The sequence below is a fragment of the Streptomyces sp. PA03-6a genome, assembly GCF_033792765.1.
Lineage (GTDB): Bacteria > Actinomycetota > Actinomycetes > Streptomycetales > Streptomycetaceae > Actinacidiphila.
This window is the reverse complement of sequence record NZ_JARAVK010000085.1, coordinates 1-19,811: the sequence shown is the minus strand read 5'-3', so window position 1 is coordinate 19,811 and position 19,811 is coordinate 1. Positions and strand designations below refer to the sequence as shown.

Sequence of the window (19,811 nt, the reverse complement as noted above, 5' to 3'; positions counted from 1 at the left end):
GGAACGAGGTCGATTGGCCCCGCACCTCTACGGAAGTGCCGCCTGGCTGTCCCTGACTGCGCGCGGGAGAAGCGCTGACTTCCCTTCGGCCACCCGAGCCGGAAGTTGCGTTTCGTGTGCCACGAGTAGTACCCGGCTTTCGCGAGCGCGCGTATTCACCGGCTGCGAGCCGAGCGTTCGTTCCCATACCTCCGAAGGTTGCACCTGCTGAGGTCGGAACCGCATCGGGAAAACTACTCGCTTGTAGGCTGTGGCTACCTTAGGAATGCATGGTGCCCTTGCCTGCGAGTTTGGGTTTGACATGGAAGTACGGCCGGTCGTACTTTCACGTGGGTCGCTTGCTGCTCCCCGCTATCCACTGGCGTGATGTCACAAGCGGCGAAACTCTGCCTGATTTTGCAACTCGGCTCCGGGTCGTCTGGATGGCCTGTACGAGCGGGGGCTCGGCCTTGAAAGGCCGCTGTGCGACACGAGGCCGTCGCGGTGAGAGGCATCGACAGCAATGCGTCCGGCCCGATCCTGGTATGTCTGCGGAACCGAGAGGGGTTGTCGTGTCTGAGTACGACTACATCGTTGTGGGGGGTGGCTCGGCTGGTTGTGTGTTGGCTGCGCGCCTGTCGGAGGACCCCTCCGCGCGTGTGCTGTTGCTGGAGGCCGGAAGCCGTACTTTGCCTGACCTGTCGGCGGTTCCGGCGGCATGGCCGGCGCTGATGCAGACCCCCCAGAACTGGGGTGACACATCGGTCCGGATGGAGCACACCGGCACCAGCGTCATGCAGCCGCGCGGCCGAGGGCTCGGCGGCTCGTCGGCGATGAACGGCATGATTTTCCTACGCGCGCATCGCTCCAGCTACGACGCTTGGGCTGAAGGCGGTCTGAAGGGCTGGGGATACGATGATCTACTGCCGTACTTCAAGCGTACGGAGACCGCCCGGAGGGGAGACGCTGCGGTCCGAGGTCAAGACGGGCCCATGCGTGTGGGCCCAGCGGCACATGTGCACCCCTTGATGCGGGCCGCCGGCGAGGCTGCGGTCGAGGCCGGGCATCCGCGCACTGTGGACTTCGCCGACGGGCAGGAGGACGGTGTCGGACTGTTCGACGTGAACATCGTCGATGGAATGCGGCAGAGTGCGGCTGACGCGTACGTCCTCCCCGTCGTTGATCGTGCCAACTTGGAAGTGGTGACCGACGCGCTGGTGCGGCGGTTGCGATTCGACGGCGACCGCTGTGTAGGCGTCGAGTACACGGCCGGGCACGAGACGACGTTGGCCGATGCCTCGCGTGAGGTGGTACTCACTGCGGGCACCATGGGCTCGGCGCAGTTGCTCATGCTCTCCGGCATCGGCCCTGCCGGCCATTTGCGCGAGATCGGGGTGGATGTTCTGGTGGACGCACCCGAGGTCGGTTCCAACTACCACGACCACCCCACCACCACCCTTACTTACAGCGCGTCGCTGGAAGTTCCAGGCACCTCTGGTAATCACGCCGAGGTCGGTGTGCGCATACGCAGCACACCTGACGTTGAAGCCCCTGATGTCCAGCTCATCCTCAGTGAGGCACCCTTGGCTCCGGGCGTGGAGTACGGGCACGGCTACTCGTTCCTTGTGGCGCTGATGACTCCGCGTAGTCGGGGCACGGTCCGCCTCTCCGGGCCGTCTGTAGAGGCTCCCTTGATACTCGACCCCAACTGCTACGCCGACCTACGTGACGAGCAGGCCATGGTCTCCGCCCTCCGCCTGGCCCGGCAGATTGGTCAGGCTCCCGCACTCGCCCCGTGGCGAGGCCAGGAAATCCTCCCTGGGCTCCGTGAGACAGACGAGGAACTGGCCGAGTACGCCCGCACGAGCGTTGTGGTCTACTGGCATCCCGTGGGCACCTGTCGCATGGGTGTTGACGACAGCTCGGTGGTCGACGAAGAACTGCGGGTGCGCGGTGTCGCCGGGGTACGCATCGCTGACGCCTCGGTCATGCCGTCCATCGTGGCAGCAAACACCAACGCCACCGTTCTTGCCATCGCCGAACGGGCCTCTGACCTGATCAAGAACTCCAACCGCTGACGTCGCGCCGCGCGCTCCCGGCAACGCCGCCAGCGTGCGGCCGCGGGATTGGCGGTGCCGTTGTCGGTATGCCTCCTCGGCGATCACCCGGTCCGGGCCTGCAGCGCGGTCGGCCCGGACCGGTGCGGAATGCGCCGGGCCTGCCGGCTCACCTCTTTCTGTCGGTGACGGAGGCATGCTGGGCGCGGGCGAAAGTAGTCGTTGTGGACCATCCCGTTGATGACCCCGGTCCTCCTGCGCGTTCGGCCTGCGCAGCTGCGATGTCGTCGGAGCGAGTACCGCACTCGCGATCCGCGAGTGGATCTATTGACTATCGATCGATACTGATCGAGAATCGATACATGCAGCGCTTAAGTATCGCCACGCTCCGAGTCGGTGTCGTCGTGGCATTCCTGGCTGGACTCTTCGGCCAGATCGTGGTCATCCCAACGATGGCAGCGGACGAAGTAGACCGCTTTCCGCCTTACGGCGCCTATGCCGCGCCCTACGTGGCGGTGGCTATCGCCGGCGTAGCCTGCGTCCAAGTCACCCTTATCGCAATGTGGATGCTGCTCGCGATGGTCCGGCGGGACGCGATCTTCACGTCGCGGGCATTGCGGTGGGTCGACATCATCATCGGGTCCTCGCTCGTCGCGACGCTGCTGGCACTCGGGGTCACCGGGCATCTCGCGCTGACCGACGTCCCCACTCCCGACGACGGCATGGAGGTCATCGGCGCTCTGGGCGCCGCGACCGTGAGCGCCGGCATGGGGGTGGCCTTCGTACTGCTGGTCGCCATCATGCGAAGCCTCCTGCGGAAGGCGACGGATCTGCAGACCGAGATCGCCGACGTGGTCTGATGGCGATCGTCGTCGACCTCGACGTCCAGCTCGCCAGGCGCAACCCGTCGGTCGGCGCCTTCGCCGACGCGTTCGGCATCACGCCCGCCAACGTAGCCGTGCTGAAGAACGGACGCGCGAAGGCGGTGCGATTCACGACACTCGACGCGATTTGCCGCACCCTCGGCTGCCAACCCGGCGACGTGCTGCGCTGGATGCCCGACGGTGACACGGACAACCCATAGGGCGTTTCCTGGGTGCGGCCGGGGCCCGTCACAAGGAGCCCCTTGCCGGCGAAGCGGTCGACCACGCGCGCGGGCGGTCCCGCGGTGCAGGCCCGGCGACGCACCACCGTTCCCGCAGGTCATGGCCCACATCGGGGGTACCCCGCCGGTCGGGTGTCGCCGAGCCGACGCGTAACCGTTACTGCAATGGAAAGCCTCAGCCGGCGTTAGACAACCGGCGATGCCGCCACGAAGTGACGAGCCCGAGCCCGGCCACCGCAGGGACGTCATCCAGGCCAACGACCGGCCTGACGAGTACACGCAGTGCGACGCTGACGCGCACCGGCAGCGACGGCGCGAGCGACGCAGCGGTTCGTGCGCAAGGGATCCGGACGAGACACCCTGTCACCACGAGCAGACCCTCGACATCCAGGCCGACACGTCACAAAGGACTCCGTTGGACATCTAAGGTACGCGCCGCGCCAAACCGAGGGTTTCTCCCGATGGGGAGGATCAGGCTGGTGGGCCATCCTCGAAGTGACCGGACAGCCGGTATGCGAGGAGCGATTGTATGCCGGATGTGCGGTGGGTAAGAGGGGCCATGTTCCGGGGGCTGCCTCGGGGCTTTTGGTGGTTGTGGTCGAGCACACTCGTGAATCGGCTGGGCACCTTTGTCTATCCTTTCCTGACCCTTTACCTCACGCTCGACCGGGGGTTCTCCGCCACTGCGGCAGGACTGGTGGTCTCGTGCTTCGGCCTCGGCTCGGTCGCGGGGTCGCTGGTCGGCGGTGAACTGAGCGACCGGCTCGGTCGGCGGAGCACCATGGCCGGGTCCTATGTCGTGACCGCGGCCGTCACGGCCGCGTTGGCCGTGACCACGCAGGTCGCCGCCGTCGTCGTGCTGACATTCCTCTTCGGCGCCGGCAGTTCCGCGCCCCGCCCCGCGCTCTCGGCCATGATCTCGGACCTCGTGGGCCCAGAGGACCGGCAGCGTGCCTTTTCCCTCAATTACTGGGCGGTGAACGTCGGCTTCGGCCTGTCCTCCGCGATGGCCGGGTTCCTCGTACGGGCCGACTTCGTGTGGATCTTCATTGGCGACGCGGTGACGACGCTGGCTTGCGGACTCATCGCGTGGTGGCGGCTTCCGGAGACGCGCCCGACCACGAAGCACGCGAGCTCGGCGCCGACGGCCGGACCCGCTGCAGCGCGCGGCATGACCCTGGCCCTGCGCGACGGCCGACTGCTGGTGCTGACTGCCGTTTCCCTCGCACTGTGGTTGCTGTTCCACCAGGGCGTGACCACGCTGCCGGTGGCCATGGAGGGCCAGGGACTCAGCGCGCGCACGTACGGCCTGGTGATCAGTCTCAACGGCCTGGTGGTCGTGCTGCTGCAGATCCCGCTGACCTCGTGGCTGCGCGGCCGACGACGCGGCCCGCTGCTCGCCGGGGCCGCCCTGCTGTTCGGCGCAGGGTTCGGCGTGACGGCCTTCGCCCGCGACGTCGCGCTGGTCTACGGGCTCGGTGTGGTGATCTGGACGGTCGGCGAAATGGTCTTCGCGCCCACGTCCGCTGCAGTGGTCGCCGACATGTCGCCGCCGCATCTCAGAGGTCGCTATCAGGGCGTCTTCGGCTTCGGAACGGCGGCCGCGTCCTTCGTCGCGCCGATTGCAGGCGGCGTTGTGCTGGACCTCGCCGGCGGCACGGTCCTCTGGGCGGGTTGTGCGGCTGTCGGACTGCTGGCGAGCTGCGCCTTCGTCGTGCTCAGGCTCGATGGGGGCGCCCGTCGAGCCTGCGGGAAGGACGACGCCCAACGGTCCGGGGCGGTCGGACTGACCGAGACCGTCAGTTCCTGACCTGGATGCTCCCGGCTTCGTCCGGTGTTGCCACTCTTTGTCCTTCCCCGTTGGAGGTTCCAGTTGTCCGTCATCGCCGCCATCGAAGCGCTCAACTTCGGGCTCGACCACCTGGCCGCGGCCGCCCGGCGTCGCGGCCACGGGCTGGTGTTGCTCACAGCCGACCGTTCCCGCTATCTGCACGAGCTCGCCCTGGCAGCGCCAGGATCGCTCACGGTGGTCGACGTGGATACCGATGACACCGACCGCGTGCTGGCCGTGCTCCGCAGCATGCCCGGCGGCGTGGCCGGGGTGCTGCGAATGGTGGACACCGTCAGCGACCAAGCCATCCACGTCGCACGAGAGCTCGGACTGCCCCACGCCGACCCCGCCGCAGTGGCGCTGCTGCGCGACAAGGGCGGATTCCGAGAGCATCTGCGCAGGCACGGACTGTCCCGGGTGCGTAGCCAGGTTTTCGACCCTGCCACGTCCTTCGCGGCGGACGACCTGGTTCCGCACCTGGAGTTCCCTTGTGTCGTGAAGGACGTGGCCGGTGCCGGCAGCCGCAATGTGTGGTTGGTGCGGGACAAGGGGGAATTCGCCGACGTACTGGCGGCCGCCCGGCGGTCCGAGTCTCTGGGTGGCAGGCTCTTGACGGCCGAGACGTACCTGATCGGCCCTATGTACAGCGCGGAGACTCTGACCTGGGATGGGCAGACGCGGCTGCTTGGAGTCTGCAGCCGCACGCTGTCCCCCGAGCCCGACTTCCGCGAGGAATCGGCTTCCTTCCCCGTCGTGCTACCGGATGCCTTGGAGGCAGACGTCCGGGAGCACGTGTCGCGGGTGCTGGAGTCCGTCGGCTACCGGCACGGCTTCACGCACACGGAGTTCATCCGGACGGCCGAGGGGGTGGAAACCGTCGAGGTCAACCCTCGGCTCGGAGGCGTCGTCATCGGGGAGCTCATGCGGCGTGCAGCCGGGTTCGACGTCCACCAGGCGCTGGTGGAAATGGCACTGGGGGAGCGTCCCGCCCTCATGGACGTGGTCCCGCCGCCGCCTACCGGCGCGGCGGCCGTCGGCCTGTACGCGCCGGAGCGCGGTGTCGTCGCGTCTGTTGAGGGCGGCCCCACCCTGGCCATGCACCCTGGGAGCCCCCGTCTGTACCCCGTCCAGGACCGGGGAGCGCGAATCGAATCCATGAGCGACCAGCGTGGTCTGGTTTCGATCGTCCTGACCGAGGGGGAGACGGCTGAGTTGGCCCTGCACCACGCGTGGTCGGCGGCGGGCAAGGTCCGGGTGCGCATGCTGCCCGACGTGACGACCGGCTGATGATCCGCGTACTTCCTGCCATGGGGCGGCTGTGCGGGACCGCTGGGGCCCGGACACGGCGATCGGCGGGTCAGTGGGCACACCTGCGTCCCGTGCGATGATCGCTTGCGTGGAGGATGTCATGGTCACCCCCGTGTTCATCGGTCGTGACGAGGAGATGGCCACGCTCACGCGGGCGCTCGCTGACGCGGCCTCGGGCGAGTCCCGTATGGTACTCGTCGGTGGTGAGGCCGGCGTGGGCAAGTCACGTCTGGTAGAGGAACTGGCCGCGGTGGCACGGAGCCGGGGAGCCCTCGTCGCGGTGGGCGGCTGCGTCGAGACGGGCGCGGAGGAGGTGCCCTTCGCGGCGCCTCTGGCCGCGCTGCGGTCGGCCTTGCGCCAGTCGGCCGGTGGGTCGGCCGACGACATCGGCCCGTTCCCGATGGCCGACCTACCGACCGAACTGTCCGGGATCATGCCGGAATTGGGACACGTCGCACCACAAATGTTCGACTCCGGCGCGTCTTTCCTGCCGAACGAAGGGCCGGCGCGCCTGTTCGAACTCACTCTCGGGCTGCTGGAGCGGCTGTCGGCGGAGCGTGCTCTCGTCCTCGTGCTGGAGGATTTGCAGTGGGCTGATGCGTCCACGCGGCACCTGCTGCTGTACCTTTTCCGGTCGCTGCGCTCGGGACGTGTACTGATCATCGGCACCTACCGCTCCGACGAACTGCACCGGCGCCATCCCCTGCGCCCGTTTCTCGCCGAGGCCGCTCGGCTGCGCAACCTGCTCCGCATCGTGCTGCCCGCCTTCACCTGGGATGAGGTGAAGGCACAGGTAACAGCGCTCCTGGGAGCGCCGGCGGATCCCTGGGTAGTGGACCGGATCCTCGCACGGTCCGACGGCAACGCCTTCTTCGTCGAGGAGCTCGTACACGCCGGACGTCTCGGCCCCGACGCCGCGCTCCACGACACCCTCCGCGACCTCCTGCTCGCTCGGCTCCACGCACTGCCCGACGCGGCACAGGAGGTCGTGAGGATCGCCGCCGTGAGCGGTGGTGCCGTGCCGCACACCCTGCTACGGGCGGCGTCCGACCTTCCGGAGACAGAACTGATCGAAGCGGTGCGTGCCGTCGTTGACTCCCAGATCTTCCGTGCCACGCCAGATGGCTACCGGTTCCGCCACACCCTGGTCCGCGAGGCGGCCGACGACGAGGTGCTGCCCGGTGAGCGTGCCCGGTTGAGCCGTCGCTCCGCCGAGGCGCTGGAGGCCCATCCCACGCTGGCACCTGCCGAGGAGTACAGCGCCCGCCTCGCCGGATACTGGGCCGGGGCACACGAGCCGGCGAGGGCGTTCACCCACTACGTGACAGCCGCCGCGGAGGCCAAGGAACGCTACGCCTGCACGGAGCAGTTGCACCTGCTCACCCGCGCTATGGAGCTGTGGGAGACAATCCCGGAGGCGGCCAGGAGCGCACTGCGGGCACCCGGCCTGGTCGCGCAGGACCCAGCACTCGGCGCGGGGACGGAGGGATGCGTCTACACCGACCTGCTGGCCGAGGCGGTGGTGGCGGCGCGGATGAGCGGTGAGTGGGACCGGGGTGTGGCCCTGTCCCGGAAAGCCCTGGCCCTCCCGGACTCGCAGGTCAATCCCCTGCGCCGAGCCTGGTTCTGGACCGAGCACGCTCAGCTCGTGGAGGACCTTGGGCTCGGCGACGGCAAGCAGGAACTCGACCACGCACAGGACCTGGTGCGCGAGCTGCCGTCCTCCGCAGTGCACGCCGACGTCCTCGCCCGAATCGCCGCGTGGGGGGCCCGCCACCAGCCGGGCCCGGACAGCTTGCAAGCCGCAGAGCGCGCGGTCGGCTACGCGCGAGAGGTCGGTGACGCGTACGGCGAACTGAACGCCCGCGTCACGCGGGCTTGGCTGCTCACCGGCACCGACGAGTTCAAGGAGAGCGTCACCGAACTGCGCCAGGTGCTGCGCCGTGCAAAGGAACTGCGCGCCGTCGCACTCATCGGCCGCGTATCCATCATGCTGCCCTCCGTACTGGAAGGACTGGGCCGGTCCGCGGAGGCGCTCACTGCGGGCGACGAGAGCGCCGAGCTGTGCCGCGGCCTCGGCCTTGCGAACGTTGAGTCGTGGGTCCACACCAACCGGGCCCTGTCGCTGTTCTCGCTGGGGCGCTGGCCCGAGTCGGCACGGGCGGCCGAGGAGGCCGCCCGTCTCGCCCGGTCCCGCAAGGCCCGCGGCATCGTCGCCGCTCTGAACGCCGAAATGGAGTCCGTCCGTGGCGAGTCGCGGGAGGCGGAACGGTACTTGTCTGCCGCGCGCGAGCTGTACGGCACCCGGGACCCGCAGCCGCAGCTGCTCATTCCGCTGGCCACTGTCGCTGTCCGCATCGCTGCCCGGCAGGGCCGACTGGGCGATGCCCGGCGGGAGCTGTTCACTGCCCTGTCCGGGGGCCTGCCGGCCACAACCGTGCGGTACTCCCTGCCGCTGCTGCACGCCGCCGCCGCCGCGGAGGCCGACGCATGGGTACCGGGCAGGAACGCCGAACGCGATCACGTCATCGCCGCCGTCCGGGCGCATGCGGCCGTGATCACCGTGAGGGTACCCGTCTGGCAGGCGTACCAGCTCATGATCGAGGCGGAACTCGCCCGGGCTCAGGGAGACCCCAGCCCTGAGGCATGGGCGCGCGCCGTGGACGTGCTGACGGGTCTCGAGCGCCCGTACGAACTGGCCTTCGCCCGAAGCCGCTGGGCCGCTGACGCCTTGGCCGTCCGCACCCCGCGCCCGAACGTCGCACCCGTACTGCACCAGGCGTGGGAGACTGCACGATCGCTCGGTGCCCGGCAGCTCCACAGCGACATCGAAGTGCTCGCCCGCCGGGGAGGCATCGCCCTTCCCAAGGGGGACGAGCTGTCCGACGACATCTCTCCGACGTCCCGCCAGCCCTCAGCCACTGGTGGGCCGTCCGCGACGGTGTTGCGAGCACTCACTGTCCGTGAGACCGAGGTTCTGCGCCTGGTCGCCCGCGGATACAGCAACGGCCGTATTGCAACCGCCCTGTTCATCTCGCAGAAGACCGTGAGCGCACACGTGTCGCACATTCTCGCCAAACTCGGTGTCACCAGCCGCACCGAGGCAGCCGCCCTTGCCCATCGACTCGGGTTCGATGGCGTCGAGGAGCCAGGCGAAGGCGAGGGTCCGTCTTCGAAATCATCAGGTGCCGGATCAGCGTGACACGTCGTCATGAACACATCGTTGGGGAGTGGGAGTTGCCCGCTCCGCCGATCTCGCGGGCCGCGACAGGCCGACGGGAAGAGGATCGGCAGGTCGTCAACGGAATGGTCGGTGACTCAGCTGCGTGACCTGGCGGCTGGATCCGCCTCCGCCCCGGGCACTGGACGACTTTCACAGGAGCATACGTCGAACAGCCGCCACATCAGCGTGGCTTGTGCCAGAGGGGTCGTCGGTGGCCTTGGTCGCTGATGGGTAGTCGGCGGCGCCCACGCAACGCAACAGGCTCCGTGCCGGCCCTGGTGTCCCACTCGCGCGGGCGATATCCGTTGCGGTGGTTGACGCGTTCGTCGCTGACTCGGCGTTGCAGAGCGCATCGGCCTCGGCGGACATGAGCGCGTCGGCGAACGTTTTGACCATCGCGCGCAGTAGATCGGGACTCGCCGCGGCAAGGTTCTCGTCGGCGAGGGCATGCAGGGGCAGACTGTTGGGTGCGGTCATCGTGCTGATCTCCTTCGAGGCTTCGACACTTCGAAGATCAGCCGGTGGCCGTTTGTCTATGCGGGCACCAACCCGGACGCCGGAGCAAACCCCCGCATCAGGTCCAACCCGTTACACCACTTCCAAGGACGCAACCGTGGCGAGAGGCGTCGTCTCCATGCTCGCCACCTCCCGTGCCACCTCGAGGACGGAGGGAACGCCCAATGGCGGCGGCGTGTCGAGGACCTTCAGTCCGCCACCAAGGCGTCCGGTGCGAAGCTCACGGTGCCGACGACCACGCCGGCGCTCGCGGCGGCGAAGGCACGGAAGGCGGCCCTGGACATCGCCGGCCGTGAGGAGACCCGCAAGGCAGCGGTGGACCGCGCGCCGCGCCTGGTGGTCTGGGCGGCGACCGGCGCGCCGACCCTGGCCTGGGAGTCGGTCGTCACCGGCGTCCAGGAGGACGGCACCCCCAGCCGCCTCCAGGTCGTGACCGACGCGAAGACCGGCAAACAGCTCGCGAACGTCGAGCAGATCCACTCCGGCACCGGCAACGGCCAGCACAACGGCACCGTGCAGATCGGCTCCGTCCGCAACGGCGACGTCTTCGAGCTGGTGGACGCCGCACGCGGCAACCACGAGACCTACGACTACGACACCCGGCAGGTCATGACGGACGACGACGACGTCTGGGGCGACGGCACACCGTCCAACCTCCAGACGGCCGCCGTGGACGCCGCCTACGGCGCCCAGCAGACCTGGGACTTCTTCCACTCCCGCTACGGCCGCGACGGCATCGCGGACAACGGCGTCGGAGCACGCTCGTACGTCCACGTCGGCGACGGGTACGTCAACGCGTACTGGGACGACGAGTGCTTCTGCATGAACTACGGGGACGGCGAGGACAACCAGCGGCCGCTGACGGCCCTGGACATCGCGGGCCACGAGATGACGCACGGCATCACCTCGGCCACCGCGGGCCTGATCTACAGCGGCGAGTCCGGCGGCCTGAACGAGGCCACCAGCGACATCATGGGCACCGCGGTGGAGTTCTTCACCAACAGCCCCAAGGACGTGCCGGACTACCTCATCGCCGAGAAGGTCGACGTCTACGGCACCGGCGTACCGCTGCGCTACATGGACCAGCCGTCCAAGGACGACGTGGGCTACGGCGGGTCGCAGGACTACTGGACCAACGGCACCAAGTACCTCGACCCGCACCAGAGTTCGGGCCCGGCGAACCACTTCTTCTACCTGCTCTCCGAGGGCAGCGGCAAGAAGACGATCAACGGCGTCCGCTACGACAGCCCGACGTTCGACGGCAAGGCGGTATCCGGCATCGGCCGCGAGTCGGCCACCGACATCTGGTACCGCGCGCTGACCGTCTACATGACCAGCACCACGGACTTCGCCGGCGCGCGCACCGCCACGCTCCAGGCAGCCGCCGACCTCTACGGCATGGGCAGCAAGAAGTACGAGGCCGTCGGCAACGCCTGGGCCGCGGTCAAGGTCGGGTACCGCTTCGTCGACCACCTCGCGATCGACAGCACCAACCCGCGGCGGACGGCGACCGGCCAGCAGGTCACCTGGCAGATCCAGGCACAGAGCTCCCGCCCCGGCCCTCTCACCTACTCCGCCAAGGGCCTCCCGCGCGGCATGTCCATCAACGCGAGGACCGGCCTGGTCTCCGGGACCCCGGTGAAGGGCGGCGAGTACCGGCCCGCCATCACCGTCAAGGACGCGGCGGGCAACTGCCGTACCGTCCACTACCAGTGGACCGTGCTGGCCTCCGGCGGCGACGTCTTCGTCAACCCGAACCGGTACGACATCCCCAACTGGGCGGTGATCGAGAGCCCGGTCGCCGTCAGCGGCCGCAAGGGCAACGCCCCGGCCGACCTCAAGGTGACCGTCGACCTCTACGCCGTCCACGTCGGCTTCTACGTCATCGACCTGGTCAGCGAGGACGGCCGGGTGATCCCGGTCAAGGGCTGGTCGCAGGGCCCCGTCGCGATCCCCGAACTGCACCAGACGTTCACCGTCGACGCCTCCGCCGTCCCGGCCAACGGCACCTGGAAGCTCCGGGTCAGGGACAACACCCCCGGCAACTTCATCGTCCTCCCCGGCTACCTCGACACCTGGAGCCTGGGCTTCTGACCCGCCTCCTAGCGGGCCGCGGCCCCATGACACGGCGGCATGCCGTGTCATGGGGCCGCCCTCGTTCCCGACGGGACGGCGCCTCCCCAGCCGAAGCACATCGCGAGAGGGTTTCATCAGGGGACTCGGACTGTTCTAGGCTCAGGCGGGTGCATGCACGTACTGCCCTGGAACAGTGGCTCGCCGGGCTCTCCGCCGAGCCCCTGACCGCCCTGCTGGAAGAGCGCGAACTGCCGCGTGCCGCGGGCTATGCGCCGGTCACCACCTTCCGGCAACTGGCGGAGCACCTCCTCACCGACGACTCCGTGGAGCGCGCCGTCGCCGCGGGGACGAGCGGGGAGGCGCAGTTGCTGGCGTGCGTGGCGGCCCGGGCCCTGGAGACGTACGGTCCGGTGCCCGAGGCGGAGCAGCACGCGTCCGCCTGGCGCCCGGCGCCGCCGCCGGTGGACCCCTACACCCGGCTGGTGCCCGAGGCGGACGTGCTGGACTGGCTGGAGCAGGGCGGCACACCACGTGAGAGGACCGCGGAAGCACTGCAACGGCTGCGGGAGCGGGCGCTGGTGCTCCCCGCGCCGCGCGGCCGGCTGGCGCTGCCGTCGTTGCTGCACACGTCGGCGGCCCGGATGGACGGCTACGGCAGGCCGGCCGACCTGCTGCTCACCCAGGCGTACAACGCGCCGGAGATCAAACGGATCGCCGCCGCCCTCGGCATCGAGCAGCGCACCCGCGCGGACGCACAGGCGGCGGTCGGCGCACTGCTGGCGGACCCCGGCCGGGTGCGGGAGCTGGTGGCCGCCGCCCCGGCGGCGGCTCACGAACTGCTCGACCACATGCTGCAGGGACCGCCGCTGCTGCGCACGCACTGCTTCGTGTCCCGGTTCGGCGACTACGCGGGACCGGACCGCAAGTACACGTTCCGGGAGGGCGGCAGCGGGGACGAGGGCACCGACTGGCTCGCCCAACACGGCATGGTGGTCCCGGTAGGGCCTGATCTGGTGGAACTGCCGTACGAGGTCGGTCACGCACTGCGCGCGGATCAGCCCGCGCCCACGCCGAGCCTGGACCCGGAACCGCTGACGTGCGTCACCCGGCTGCCCCCGGACTGGGCGGCCCAGGGCGCGGTGGCGGCGGGAGCCGCCGCTTGGCGGGCGGAACTGGTGCTGCGGGAACTGGCCGCGCGACCGGTGGCGGTACGGAAGGCCGGCGGGATCGCGGTGCGCGACACCAGGAGACTGGCCAAGGCGGCCGGGACGAGCGAGGCACACACCCGGCTGTGGCTCGACCTGGCGGTGAACGCGGGCCTTGCCGCCCCCCAGAGTGAGAAGGCGGAACCCGCCGCTCGCGGCCGGGGGCGCCGACGCCCCGCCGCTCCGCCGCAACCGGCGCGGCTGCTGCCCAGCGAGCGCTACGACGCCTGGGCCGCGGCCACACCCGCCGGGAAGCTGCTGCCGCTGACGGCCGCCTGGGCCGTGGTACCGGAGGTGTTCACGTACTGGCCGGACGAGGGTGAGACCCCGGTCGCGCTCATCAGCCCCCAGGACCCGTACGCGGCGCCGCTCCGGCACGGCGTGCTGCAGGCGCTGGCCACGTTGCCGGACGGGTACGGGCTGACCGCCGGGGGAGAAGGACGCGACGAACTGCTGGAGCGCGCCGTCTGGTTCCGGCCGGTGCTGATCGCGCCCTACGAGGACGAGGACCTGGAAGGGCGGCTCGAGGCCACCTTGGCGGAGGCGGAGCTGCTCGGCCTGGTGGCCCACGGCGCGCTCACCGAAGCCGGCCGCGCGGTCGCCGGAGTGCTCGGCGCCGGGGCCGCCCGCCACTACCCGGCCGTGCCCGGCGCGGACGCCGACCCGGCGGCCGAGGGCGCCGACCGGCTCGGGGAGGGCCTGGCCGAGCGCCCTGCCCTGGCCACGGCGGTGGCCGCGCTGCGCGAGGCCCTGCGCTCGATGCTGCCGGCGCCGAGCACCACGGCCCGGTTCCAGGCCGACTCCACGGCCACGGTCACCGGCGCGCCCGCCCCCGATCTGGCGGCGCTGCTGTCGGCGGTCGGCGACATCGAGTCCGAGGGGCACGCCGTGGTCTGGCGCATCACGCCCGCCTCCCTGCGCCGGGCCTTCGACGCGGGATGGGACGCCGACGGGATCCTCGAACGCCTCACCGCCGTCTGCCGACCGGGAACGGAACTGCCGCAACCGCTGACGTACACGGTCAAGGACGTCGCCCGCAGCCACGGGCGGTTGCGGGTCGTGCGTTCGGCGTGCTGCATCCGTTCCGACGACACGACGCTGATCGCGGAAGTCGCGCAGACGCGCGGCCTTGCCAAGCTGGGCCTGCGACGGATCGCGCCGACGGTGCTGATCTCCACGGCGCCCCCGGACGAGACCCTCGCCGCCCTGCGCACGGCAGGCTACGCCCCGGCCCTGGAGGCGGAGACGGGCACGACGGTCCTGGAACGCGTACCCGAGGAACGGTCCCGCTCCCTGATCCCCACGCTCGACCAGGCACACCCGCAGTACGGGGAGCCCGTCCGCGGACTGCCCTCCTCCGCCCGGGAGATGGCGCTACGGCTCGCCGCGCGCTGAACCGGGTTGGCGGGGACAGGGTCAGCGGTGCACCGTTCGCCGGCGTGCCAGAAAGGAGCACACCGCGGTGTGGACGAGCCAGCCCGCCGCCGCGCCGAAGGCGTACCAGAGCAGGTCCGGCGGATTGAAGGTGGAACCGAGCACGAGACGGGCGACGACGCTGCGTTGGGCGAGCTCCGCGGGCACGTCGCTGAGCTGCAGGAACTCGATCACCCAACTGGCGGCCAGGGCGCTGCCGGCCGCTATCAGGGGCGTCACCCGGGGCGCCGCGAGAACGACGAGGGTGACGAGCAGGACGGTGTAGAGCGCGTCTCCGCCGTACTTGGCCACGCTCCCCTCCGCCACGGCCCGGAGCCCCAGCCCCGCACCGACGGTGATCACCGCGGCCGTGGCTGCCGTCAGCCGGGTCCGGAACGGGTCTGCGGCACGGCGGTGGGGTCCGGATTCGGGGGTCACGGGGTCATTCTGTCGGACGACCGTGGGACCTCCGACGGACGCCTGTCGGGCGCAGCGGGCGTGGCCGCTGCGCCGACTCGTGCTTTCTTGCGCCTACCGGTCCTTGGACGAGATGAAGGAACGGACGACCCTGCGGATCAGCTCCGCCGCTATCAGGGCCGGCAGTGTCGGTGCCGCGATGTGGATGTCGATCCGGATGCGCGAGGCGAACGCGATTCCCAGGACCGATGCGACCAGGACGACAACGACCGCAGTGGGTATACGGATACCGCGACTTCTTTGTTGGGGTTCTTCGGTGGATGAATGTTGCGTGTGCGTGTCGTGTGGCACGCTGAGGGACCTCCCATGCTCGTTGCCACTCGCTCGGCCCCGGGGATGTCACCGTGGGTTGCAGCCCGGCGGTGAGGGGCCTCCATGGGCAGAGTGGAGCCCACGCAGGGGATCGGTCCACCCGGTATTCGGAGTTGATTTGGCGCGTGAGGGCAGCGTGGGCGAAATCCGGACAACCATGCTGCGCGGCTTTCCGCGCGGTCGGCCCGTACTGTCAGGTCAGGGTTCCGGCCGGCTACAGGATGAGCATTTTGCGGCCATTCTTGGAACCGTATCGCACCGCAAAGGTATTGCCTTTGCTTTGCCGACCTGCTGCCATTGTCCTTGAGACCACGCCGAAATCCGGTTCACCGGATCTTATCCCGTGAGGCACCCAGGCCGGGTGTCCCTGGGGTACAGGTGGTCCGTTTGGCTGACCCCGGCCGTTGCCACTCGCACCAGGGGACAGGGCCGGGTTCTGTTGCAGCGGAGTCGGCCCGATCGTGCCGACGCCGCGCGCGCGTCGAGCGGCGTGCGCGCGCGTCGGTCGCCTCAAGTACCCCGCTCGGACGACGCCGCCACGGCCCTCTACACCCACCCCTTGCCCGTCGGCGAACCCTCCTTTATCGTCATCCTGACATTTACAGGAGGTCGCCGCGTGGCACTCGCGGATGTGTTCGCCCCGCTCCAGCAGCCGCTGTTCACCCTGCTGGACACCCCCGTCAGTTGGGTGGAGGTGCTGGGCTTCGGCAGCGGTGCGCTGTGCGTGTGGCTCGTGGCCCGACGGCACATCGCCAACTGGCCCGTCGGCATCGCCAACAACCTCTTCTTCATCCTGCTCTTCGCCGGTGCCGGCCTCTACGCGGACGCCGCCCTGCAGGTCGTCTACGTCGCATTGGCGGCGTACGGATGGTGGTCCTGGGCCGCCGCGGGATCCGCCGCGCAGCGGCTCCCCGTCACCCGCACGGACCGCCGCACCTGGGCCGTCCTGGCGCCCGCGACGGTGATCGCCACCGCGCTCCTGACCGTGCTGCTCGACCGGGCCACGGACTCCACCGTGCCCTTCTGGGACGCGCTCACCACGGCCTTGTCGCTCGCCGCCACCTACGGCCAGTGCCGCAAGAAGATCGAGTCCTGGTACCTCTGGATCGCCGCCGACCTCGTCTACATCCCCCTGTACGCCTACAAGGGGCTCTACCTCACGTCGCTCCTCTACGCCGGCTTCCTGCTGCTCTGCCTGGTCGGCCTGCGCGGCTGGCTCGGCGAGTTCACCGTCCGCACAGGTACGGCGACCCGGGCGGAGGCCGTGGCGTGAGCGAGTTCGACCACGGCCTGGTGCTGGGCAAGTTCTACCCGCCGCACGCCGGCCACCACCACCTCGTCCGCAGCGCCGCCGCGCGGTGCCGCAGGCTCACGGTGCTGGTCTGCGCCTCTGCCGTGGAATCCCTCCCGCTCGCGGACCGCGTCGCCTGGATGCGCGAAGCGCACCCGGAGGCGGGCATCGACGTCGTCGGGACCGTGGACGACGAACCCGTCGACTACTCCGACCCCGCCGCCTGGGACGCCCACATGGCGGTCTTCCGGGCCGCCGTCCCGGATCCGGTCGACGCCGTCTTCACTTCCGAGCCGTACGGGGAGGAACTCGGCCGCCGCTTCGGCGCGGTGGCGGTCACGGTGGACGTCGGCCGCAGCGCCCATCCGGTCTCCGGGACCGCCGTCCGCGAGGACCCCGTGGCCTGCTGGCACCACCTGGCCGCGCCGGTACGGGCGGGCCTGGCACGCCGGGTGGTGGTCGTCGGCGCGGAGTCCACCGGCACCACCACCATGGCCCGCGCCCTCGCGGAGCACTACCGGGCGCGCGGAGGCGTGTGGGAGGCGACCCGATGGGTCCCCGAGTACGGACGCACCTACAGCGAGCAGAAGTACGCGCACCTGCTGGCCGTCCGCCCGGACGCCGCATTCGACGACGTCACCTGGGACTCCGGCGAATTCGAGCTGATCGCCGAACGCCAGCATGCCGAGGAGGACGCCGCCGCACGGACCGGGTCGCCCGTCCTGTTCTGCGACACCGACGCCATGGCCACGACCATCTGGCACGAGCGCTACATGGGCGGACGCAACCCCCGCGTGGAGGCCGTCGCCGCCCGGGGCCGGCAGCACCTGTGGCTGCTCACCGACGACGCCGGCGTGCCCTTCGAGGACGACGGACTGCGCGACGGAGAGCACCTGCGGTCCTGGATGACCGGCCGCTTCCGCGACGAACTCACCCGCCGCGGCCTGGCGTACGTGGTGCTTACCGGCCCGCACGAGCAACGGCTGAAGACGGCCGTGACCGCCGTCGACGCGCTGCTCGCCCGCGGCTGGCGCTTCGCCGCCCCGCTTCCGGAACGCGGCGGGCTCGCCTCACCCCGGTGATGCCGCCTCCGCGCCCTCCACAGGGCCCCTGACCTGGGGCTGTGCACAGTCAGACGGCGTTGTCAGTGATCGCGGATATGTTCATTGACGTCCCGCCGATGTGGCGCGGAATACCCCCATGCTGCACAGGAGATGGCGCGTTGTCAGATTGGGAGAGGTCGAGCACGGCACGGGTGACGGCACCCGCCCGGCCGCGCAAGCTCGCCAAGGTACCGTTCGTCGAACTGGCCGACGGACGCCTGCAGGGCGTGGTGTCCAGCGGCTCGGACATCGAGCGGGTCTACGTCTCGTCGGTCGCCGCGGGCAGCTACGCCTACACCTGCAGCACCAACAACAACCGGCCCTGCGGCGGCGCACGCGGCGGCTTCTGCAACCACATACGGGCCCTGATCGTCGAGGCGGTGCTGCAGTACGGCGCCGAGCGCGTCGCCCGCTACGTCAAGGTGGAGACCGCGGGCGGCGAGCCGGACGCGCAGAGCATCACCGCCGCCATGACGAGCGCCCGCCCCTCGCAGGGGGACAAGCAGGCCGCGGCGCCGGTCTTCAGCCGGTTCCTGCGCCACCTCGCCTACCTGGAACTCGCCCCCACCACGGCCCCGCTGCCGGAGATGCAGTGGTTCCCGCCGACCAGGGCGGTGGCGTGATGCGTTACGACCTGCTCGCGGAAGCCCTCCCCGGGCTCGACGAGGCCCTGGCGGCCGTCGACGCCTTCGACACGACGCTCGTCACCGGACTGCTGCGTCCCCAGCCCGCCCAGACCGCCGGCCTGACGGAACTCGTCCACGCCGTCGCGGGAACCCCGCTGGCCGCGCGGGTCGCCGAGGCGGCCTCGAAGGCGGCGGCCGGAGCCGCGAGCGAGGACCACCTGGTCGTCCTCGCCGCCGCCCGCACCGCGCTGCTCGGCTCCGTCCACGACGCGCTGACGGCCCGGATCCAGGAGGCGACCGGCCGGACCCGCGCCGGGCAGGCCGCCCCCGAGCACCAGGGCGACCAGGCGCCGAATCTGCTGGCCGCCGCCCGGTCCTGGCTGTCCGACCTGGCCCGCTCCGGCTGGCAGGGCCTCGACCACGACCTCGTGTCGGGCGCCGCGCAGATCGTCTCCGCGATGCTGCCCGACCCGTCACTGCGCCGCCTGGCCACGCTCCTCGACGGCTTCGCCGCCGAACTCGCCGCCTCCTGCCCCGGGGCCACCATGGACCGGTTCCCCGTACGCCGCTGGGCCGACCTGTGGTCGCGCGGGATGCTGCTGACGCTGCCCGGCGCGGCCGGTGCGCCCGTCACCGGCACGGCGACCGGCCGCCTGCTGCCCCTCGGCGTCGACCTCCAGGAGCACGCGACCGCCGTGCAGGCCCAGGTCCACGCCGTGTTCGAGCCCGCCGACGGCACGACGCCCCACCTGGTGCGCGCGAGCGTGTCCGCGCCCAAGCCCGACTCCGTCGTCGGCGCCGGACTCTGGCAACTGCTCCGCCCGCACATGTCGCTCCTGGCCGCCGTCAGCGAGGGCCGCTCCATGGACCTCACCGGCATGCCCGTCACCGCCGAGGGCGACCTGCTCTGGAACGACGCGCACGCCCAAGCAGGCGAGCCCGCCGACGCCTTCGCCGCCGCCCGCGTCGTGCTCTCCACCGCCGCCGACCCGGCCGTCGCACCCCTGGACCGCCACCCGGCCCGCATCGCCGTACCGGTGTTCCTGGAGGGCTACGCCGCCGGGACCGAGGACGGCGTGGTGACGTTCACCGTCGCCGGGCAGTCCCTCGCCGTCGACACCGACCGCGTCCCGGCCGCCGGGCCGCTCACCCCCGAGGCGGTCGCGGCATCGGGCGCCTGCATCGCGCTGCTCCGCTGGGACGAGGGGACGTACCGGGTCCAGCCGCTGGCCGTCGAGACGACGGTGCGGAAGAAGGCCGTCGCCATCCACGCCGGGGCCTGGGCGGGC

Annotated in this window: 13 protein-coding genes and 1 pseudogene; 12 read left to right on the top strand and 2 right to left on the bottom strand. The window is 70.4% G+C overall.

The window, feature by feature from the left end:
- Nucleotides 1–551: 551 nt before the first annotated feature.
- From PV350_RS21190 to PV350_RS21165, 6 genes are all read left to right on the top strand, one after another.
- The gene (locus tag PV350_RS21190) at nt 552–2,057 is read left to right on the top strand and encodes a GMC family oxidoreductase (RefSeq protein WP_500335378.1); all 1,506 of its coding nucleotides are present in this window, start codon (nt 552–554) and stop codon (nt 2,055–2,057) included.
- Nucleotides 2,058–2,398: 341 nt separating this feature from the next.
- Nucleotides 2,399–2,896 carry a DUF2975 domain-containing protein gene (locus PV350_RS21185; RefSeq protein WP_500335377.1) on the top strand — a complete coding sequence of 166 codons (498 nt, stop codon included), beginning with the start codon at nt 2,399–2,401 and terminating at the stop codon, nt 2,894–2,896.
- Nucleotides 2,896–3,120, top strand: a complete 225-nt coding sequence (locus PV350_RS21180) for a helix-turn-helix domain-containing protein (RefSeq protein ID WP_500335375.1) — start codon at nt 2,896–2,898, stop codon at nt 3,118–3,120. The genes PV350_RS21185 and PV350_RS21180 overlap by 1 nt, the downstream gene beginning before the upstream one ends.
- 550 nt (nt 3,121–3,670) lie before the next feature.
- Entirely contained in the window at nt 3,671–4,951 is a 1,281-nt protein-coding gene (locus PV350_RS21175) for an MDR family MFS transporter (RefSeq protein ID WP_500335373.1), read from the top strand.
- 63 nt (nt 4,952–5,014) lie between these two features.
- Entirely contained in the window at nt 5,015–6,259 is a 1,245-nt protein-coding gene (locus tag PV350_RS21170) for an ATP-grasp domain-containing protein (protein WP_500335371.1), read from the top strand.
- Nucleotides 6,260–6,380: 121 nt separating this feature from the next.
- Complete coding sequence (locus PV350_RS21165) at nt 6,381–9,482, top strand: helix-turn-helix transcriptional regulator (protein ID WP_500335369.1); 3,102 nt, start codon at nt 6,381–6,383, stop codon at nt 9,480–9,482.
- A gap of 271 nt (nt 9,483–9,753) precedes the next feature.
- Here the strand turns inward: PV350_RS21165 and PV350_RS21160 are convergent.
- Nucleotides 9,754–9,980 (bottom strand): annotated as a pseudogene (locus PV350_RS21160) (transposase); the annotation flags it as partial.
- Nucleotides 9,981–10,244: 264 nt separating this feature from the next.
- On the opposite strand from PV350_RS21160, the gene PV350_RS21155 reads away from it, so the two are divergent.
- Nucleotides 10,245–12,113: a M4 family metallopeptidase gene (locus PV350_RS21155; RefSeq protein ID WP_500335367.1), complete on the top strand. Its 1,869-nt coding sequence runs from the start codon at nt 10,245–10,247 to the stop codon at nt 12,111–12,113.
- A 149-nt stretch (nt 12,114–12,262) separates the two neighbouring features.
- Nucleotides 12,263–14,695: a helicase-associated domain-containing protein gene (locus PV350_RS21150; RefSeq protein WP_500335365.1), complete on the top strand. Its 2,433-nt coding sequence runs from the start codon at nt 12,263–12,265 to the stop codon at nt 14,693–14,695.
- 21 nt (nt 14,696–14,716) lie between these two features.
- On the opposite strand, the gene PV350_RS21145 is transcribed toward PV350_RS21150, so the two are convergent.
- A complete protein-coding gene (locus PV350_RS21145) occupies nt 14,717–15,151 on the bottom strand; it encodes a ribosomal maturation YjgA family protein (protein ID WP_500335363.1) in 435 nt (144 codons plus the stop codon).
- Nucleotides 15,152–16,118: 967 nt separating this feature from the next.
- Between PV350_RS21145 and pnuC the strand changes: the two genes are divergently transcribed.
- The 4 genes from pnuC to PV350_RS21125 form a co-directional block, all read left to right on the top strand.
- Nucleotides 16,119–16,775 carry a nicotinamide riboside transporter PnuC gene (gene pnuC, locus PV350_RS21140; protein ID WP_500335361.1) on the top strand — a complete coding sequence of 219 codons (657 nt, stop codon included), beginning with the start codon at nt 16,119–16,121 and terminating at the stop codon, nt 16,773–16,775.
- The gene (locus PV350_RS21135) at nt 16,772–17,875 is read left to right on the top strand and encodes an AAA family ATPase (protein ID WP_500335359.1); all 1,104 of its coding nucleotides are present in this window, start codon (nt 16,772–16,774) and stop codon (nt 17,873–17,875) included. Before pnuC ends, PV350_RS21135 begins: the two co-directional genes overlap by 4 nt.
- Before the next feature lie 98 nt (nt 17,876–17,973).
- Nucleotides 17,974–18,519: a hypothetical protein gene (locus tag PV350_RS21130; RefSeq protein WP_500335390.1), complete on the top strand. Its 546-nt coding sequence runs from the start codon at nt 17,974–17,976 to the stop codon at nt 18,517–18,519.
- The coding region (locus tag PV350_RS21125; protein ID WP_500335357.1) for a hypothetical protein at nt 18,489–19,811 on the top strand (1,323 nt) is incomplete at its 3' end. The genes PV350_RS21130 and PV350_RS21125, both read left to right, overlap by 31 nt.

Bases quoted from the DNA above. Each gene is read 5' to 3' on its own strand.
- PV350_RS21185 (WP_500335377.1), top strand. From the start codon at position 2,399: ATGCAGCGCTTAAGTATCGCCACGCTCCGAGTCGGTGTCGTCGTGGCA.
- PV350_RS21180 (WP_500335375.1), top strand. From the start codon at position 2,896: ATGGCGATCGTCGTCGACCTCGACGTCCAGCTCGCCAGGCGCAACCCG.
- PV350_RS21175 (WP_500335373.1), top strand. From the start codon at position 3,671: ATGCCGGATGTGCGGTGGGTAAGAGGGGCCATGTTCCGGGGGCTGCCT.
- PV350_RS21165 (WP_500335369.1), top strand. From the start codon at position 6,381: ATGGTCACCCCCGTGTTCATCGGTCGTGACGAGGAGATGGCCACGCTC.
- PV350_RS21130 (WP_500335390.1), top strand. From the start codon at position 17,974: ATGTGGCGCGGAATACCCCCATGCTGCACAGGAGATGGCGCGTTGTCA.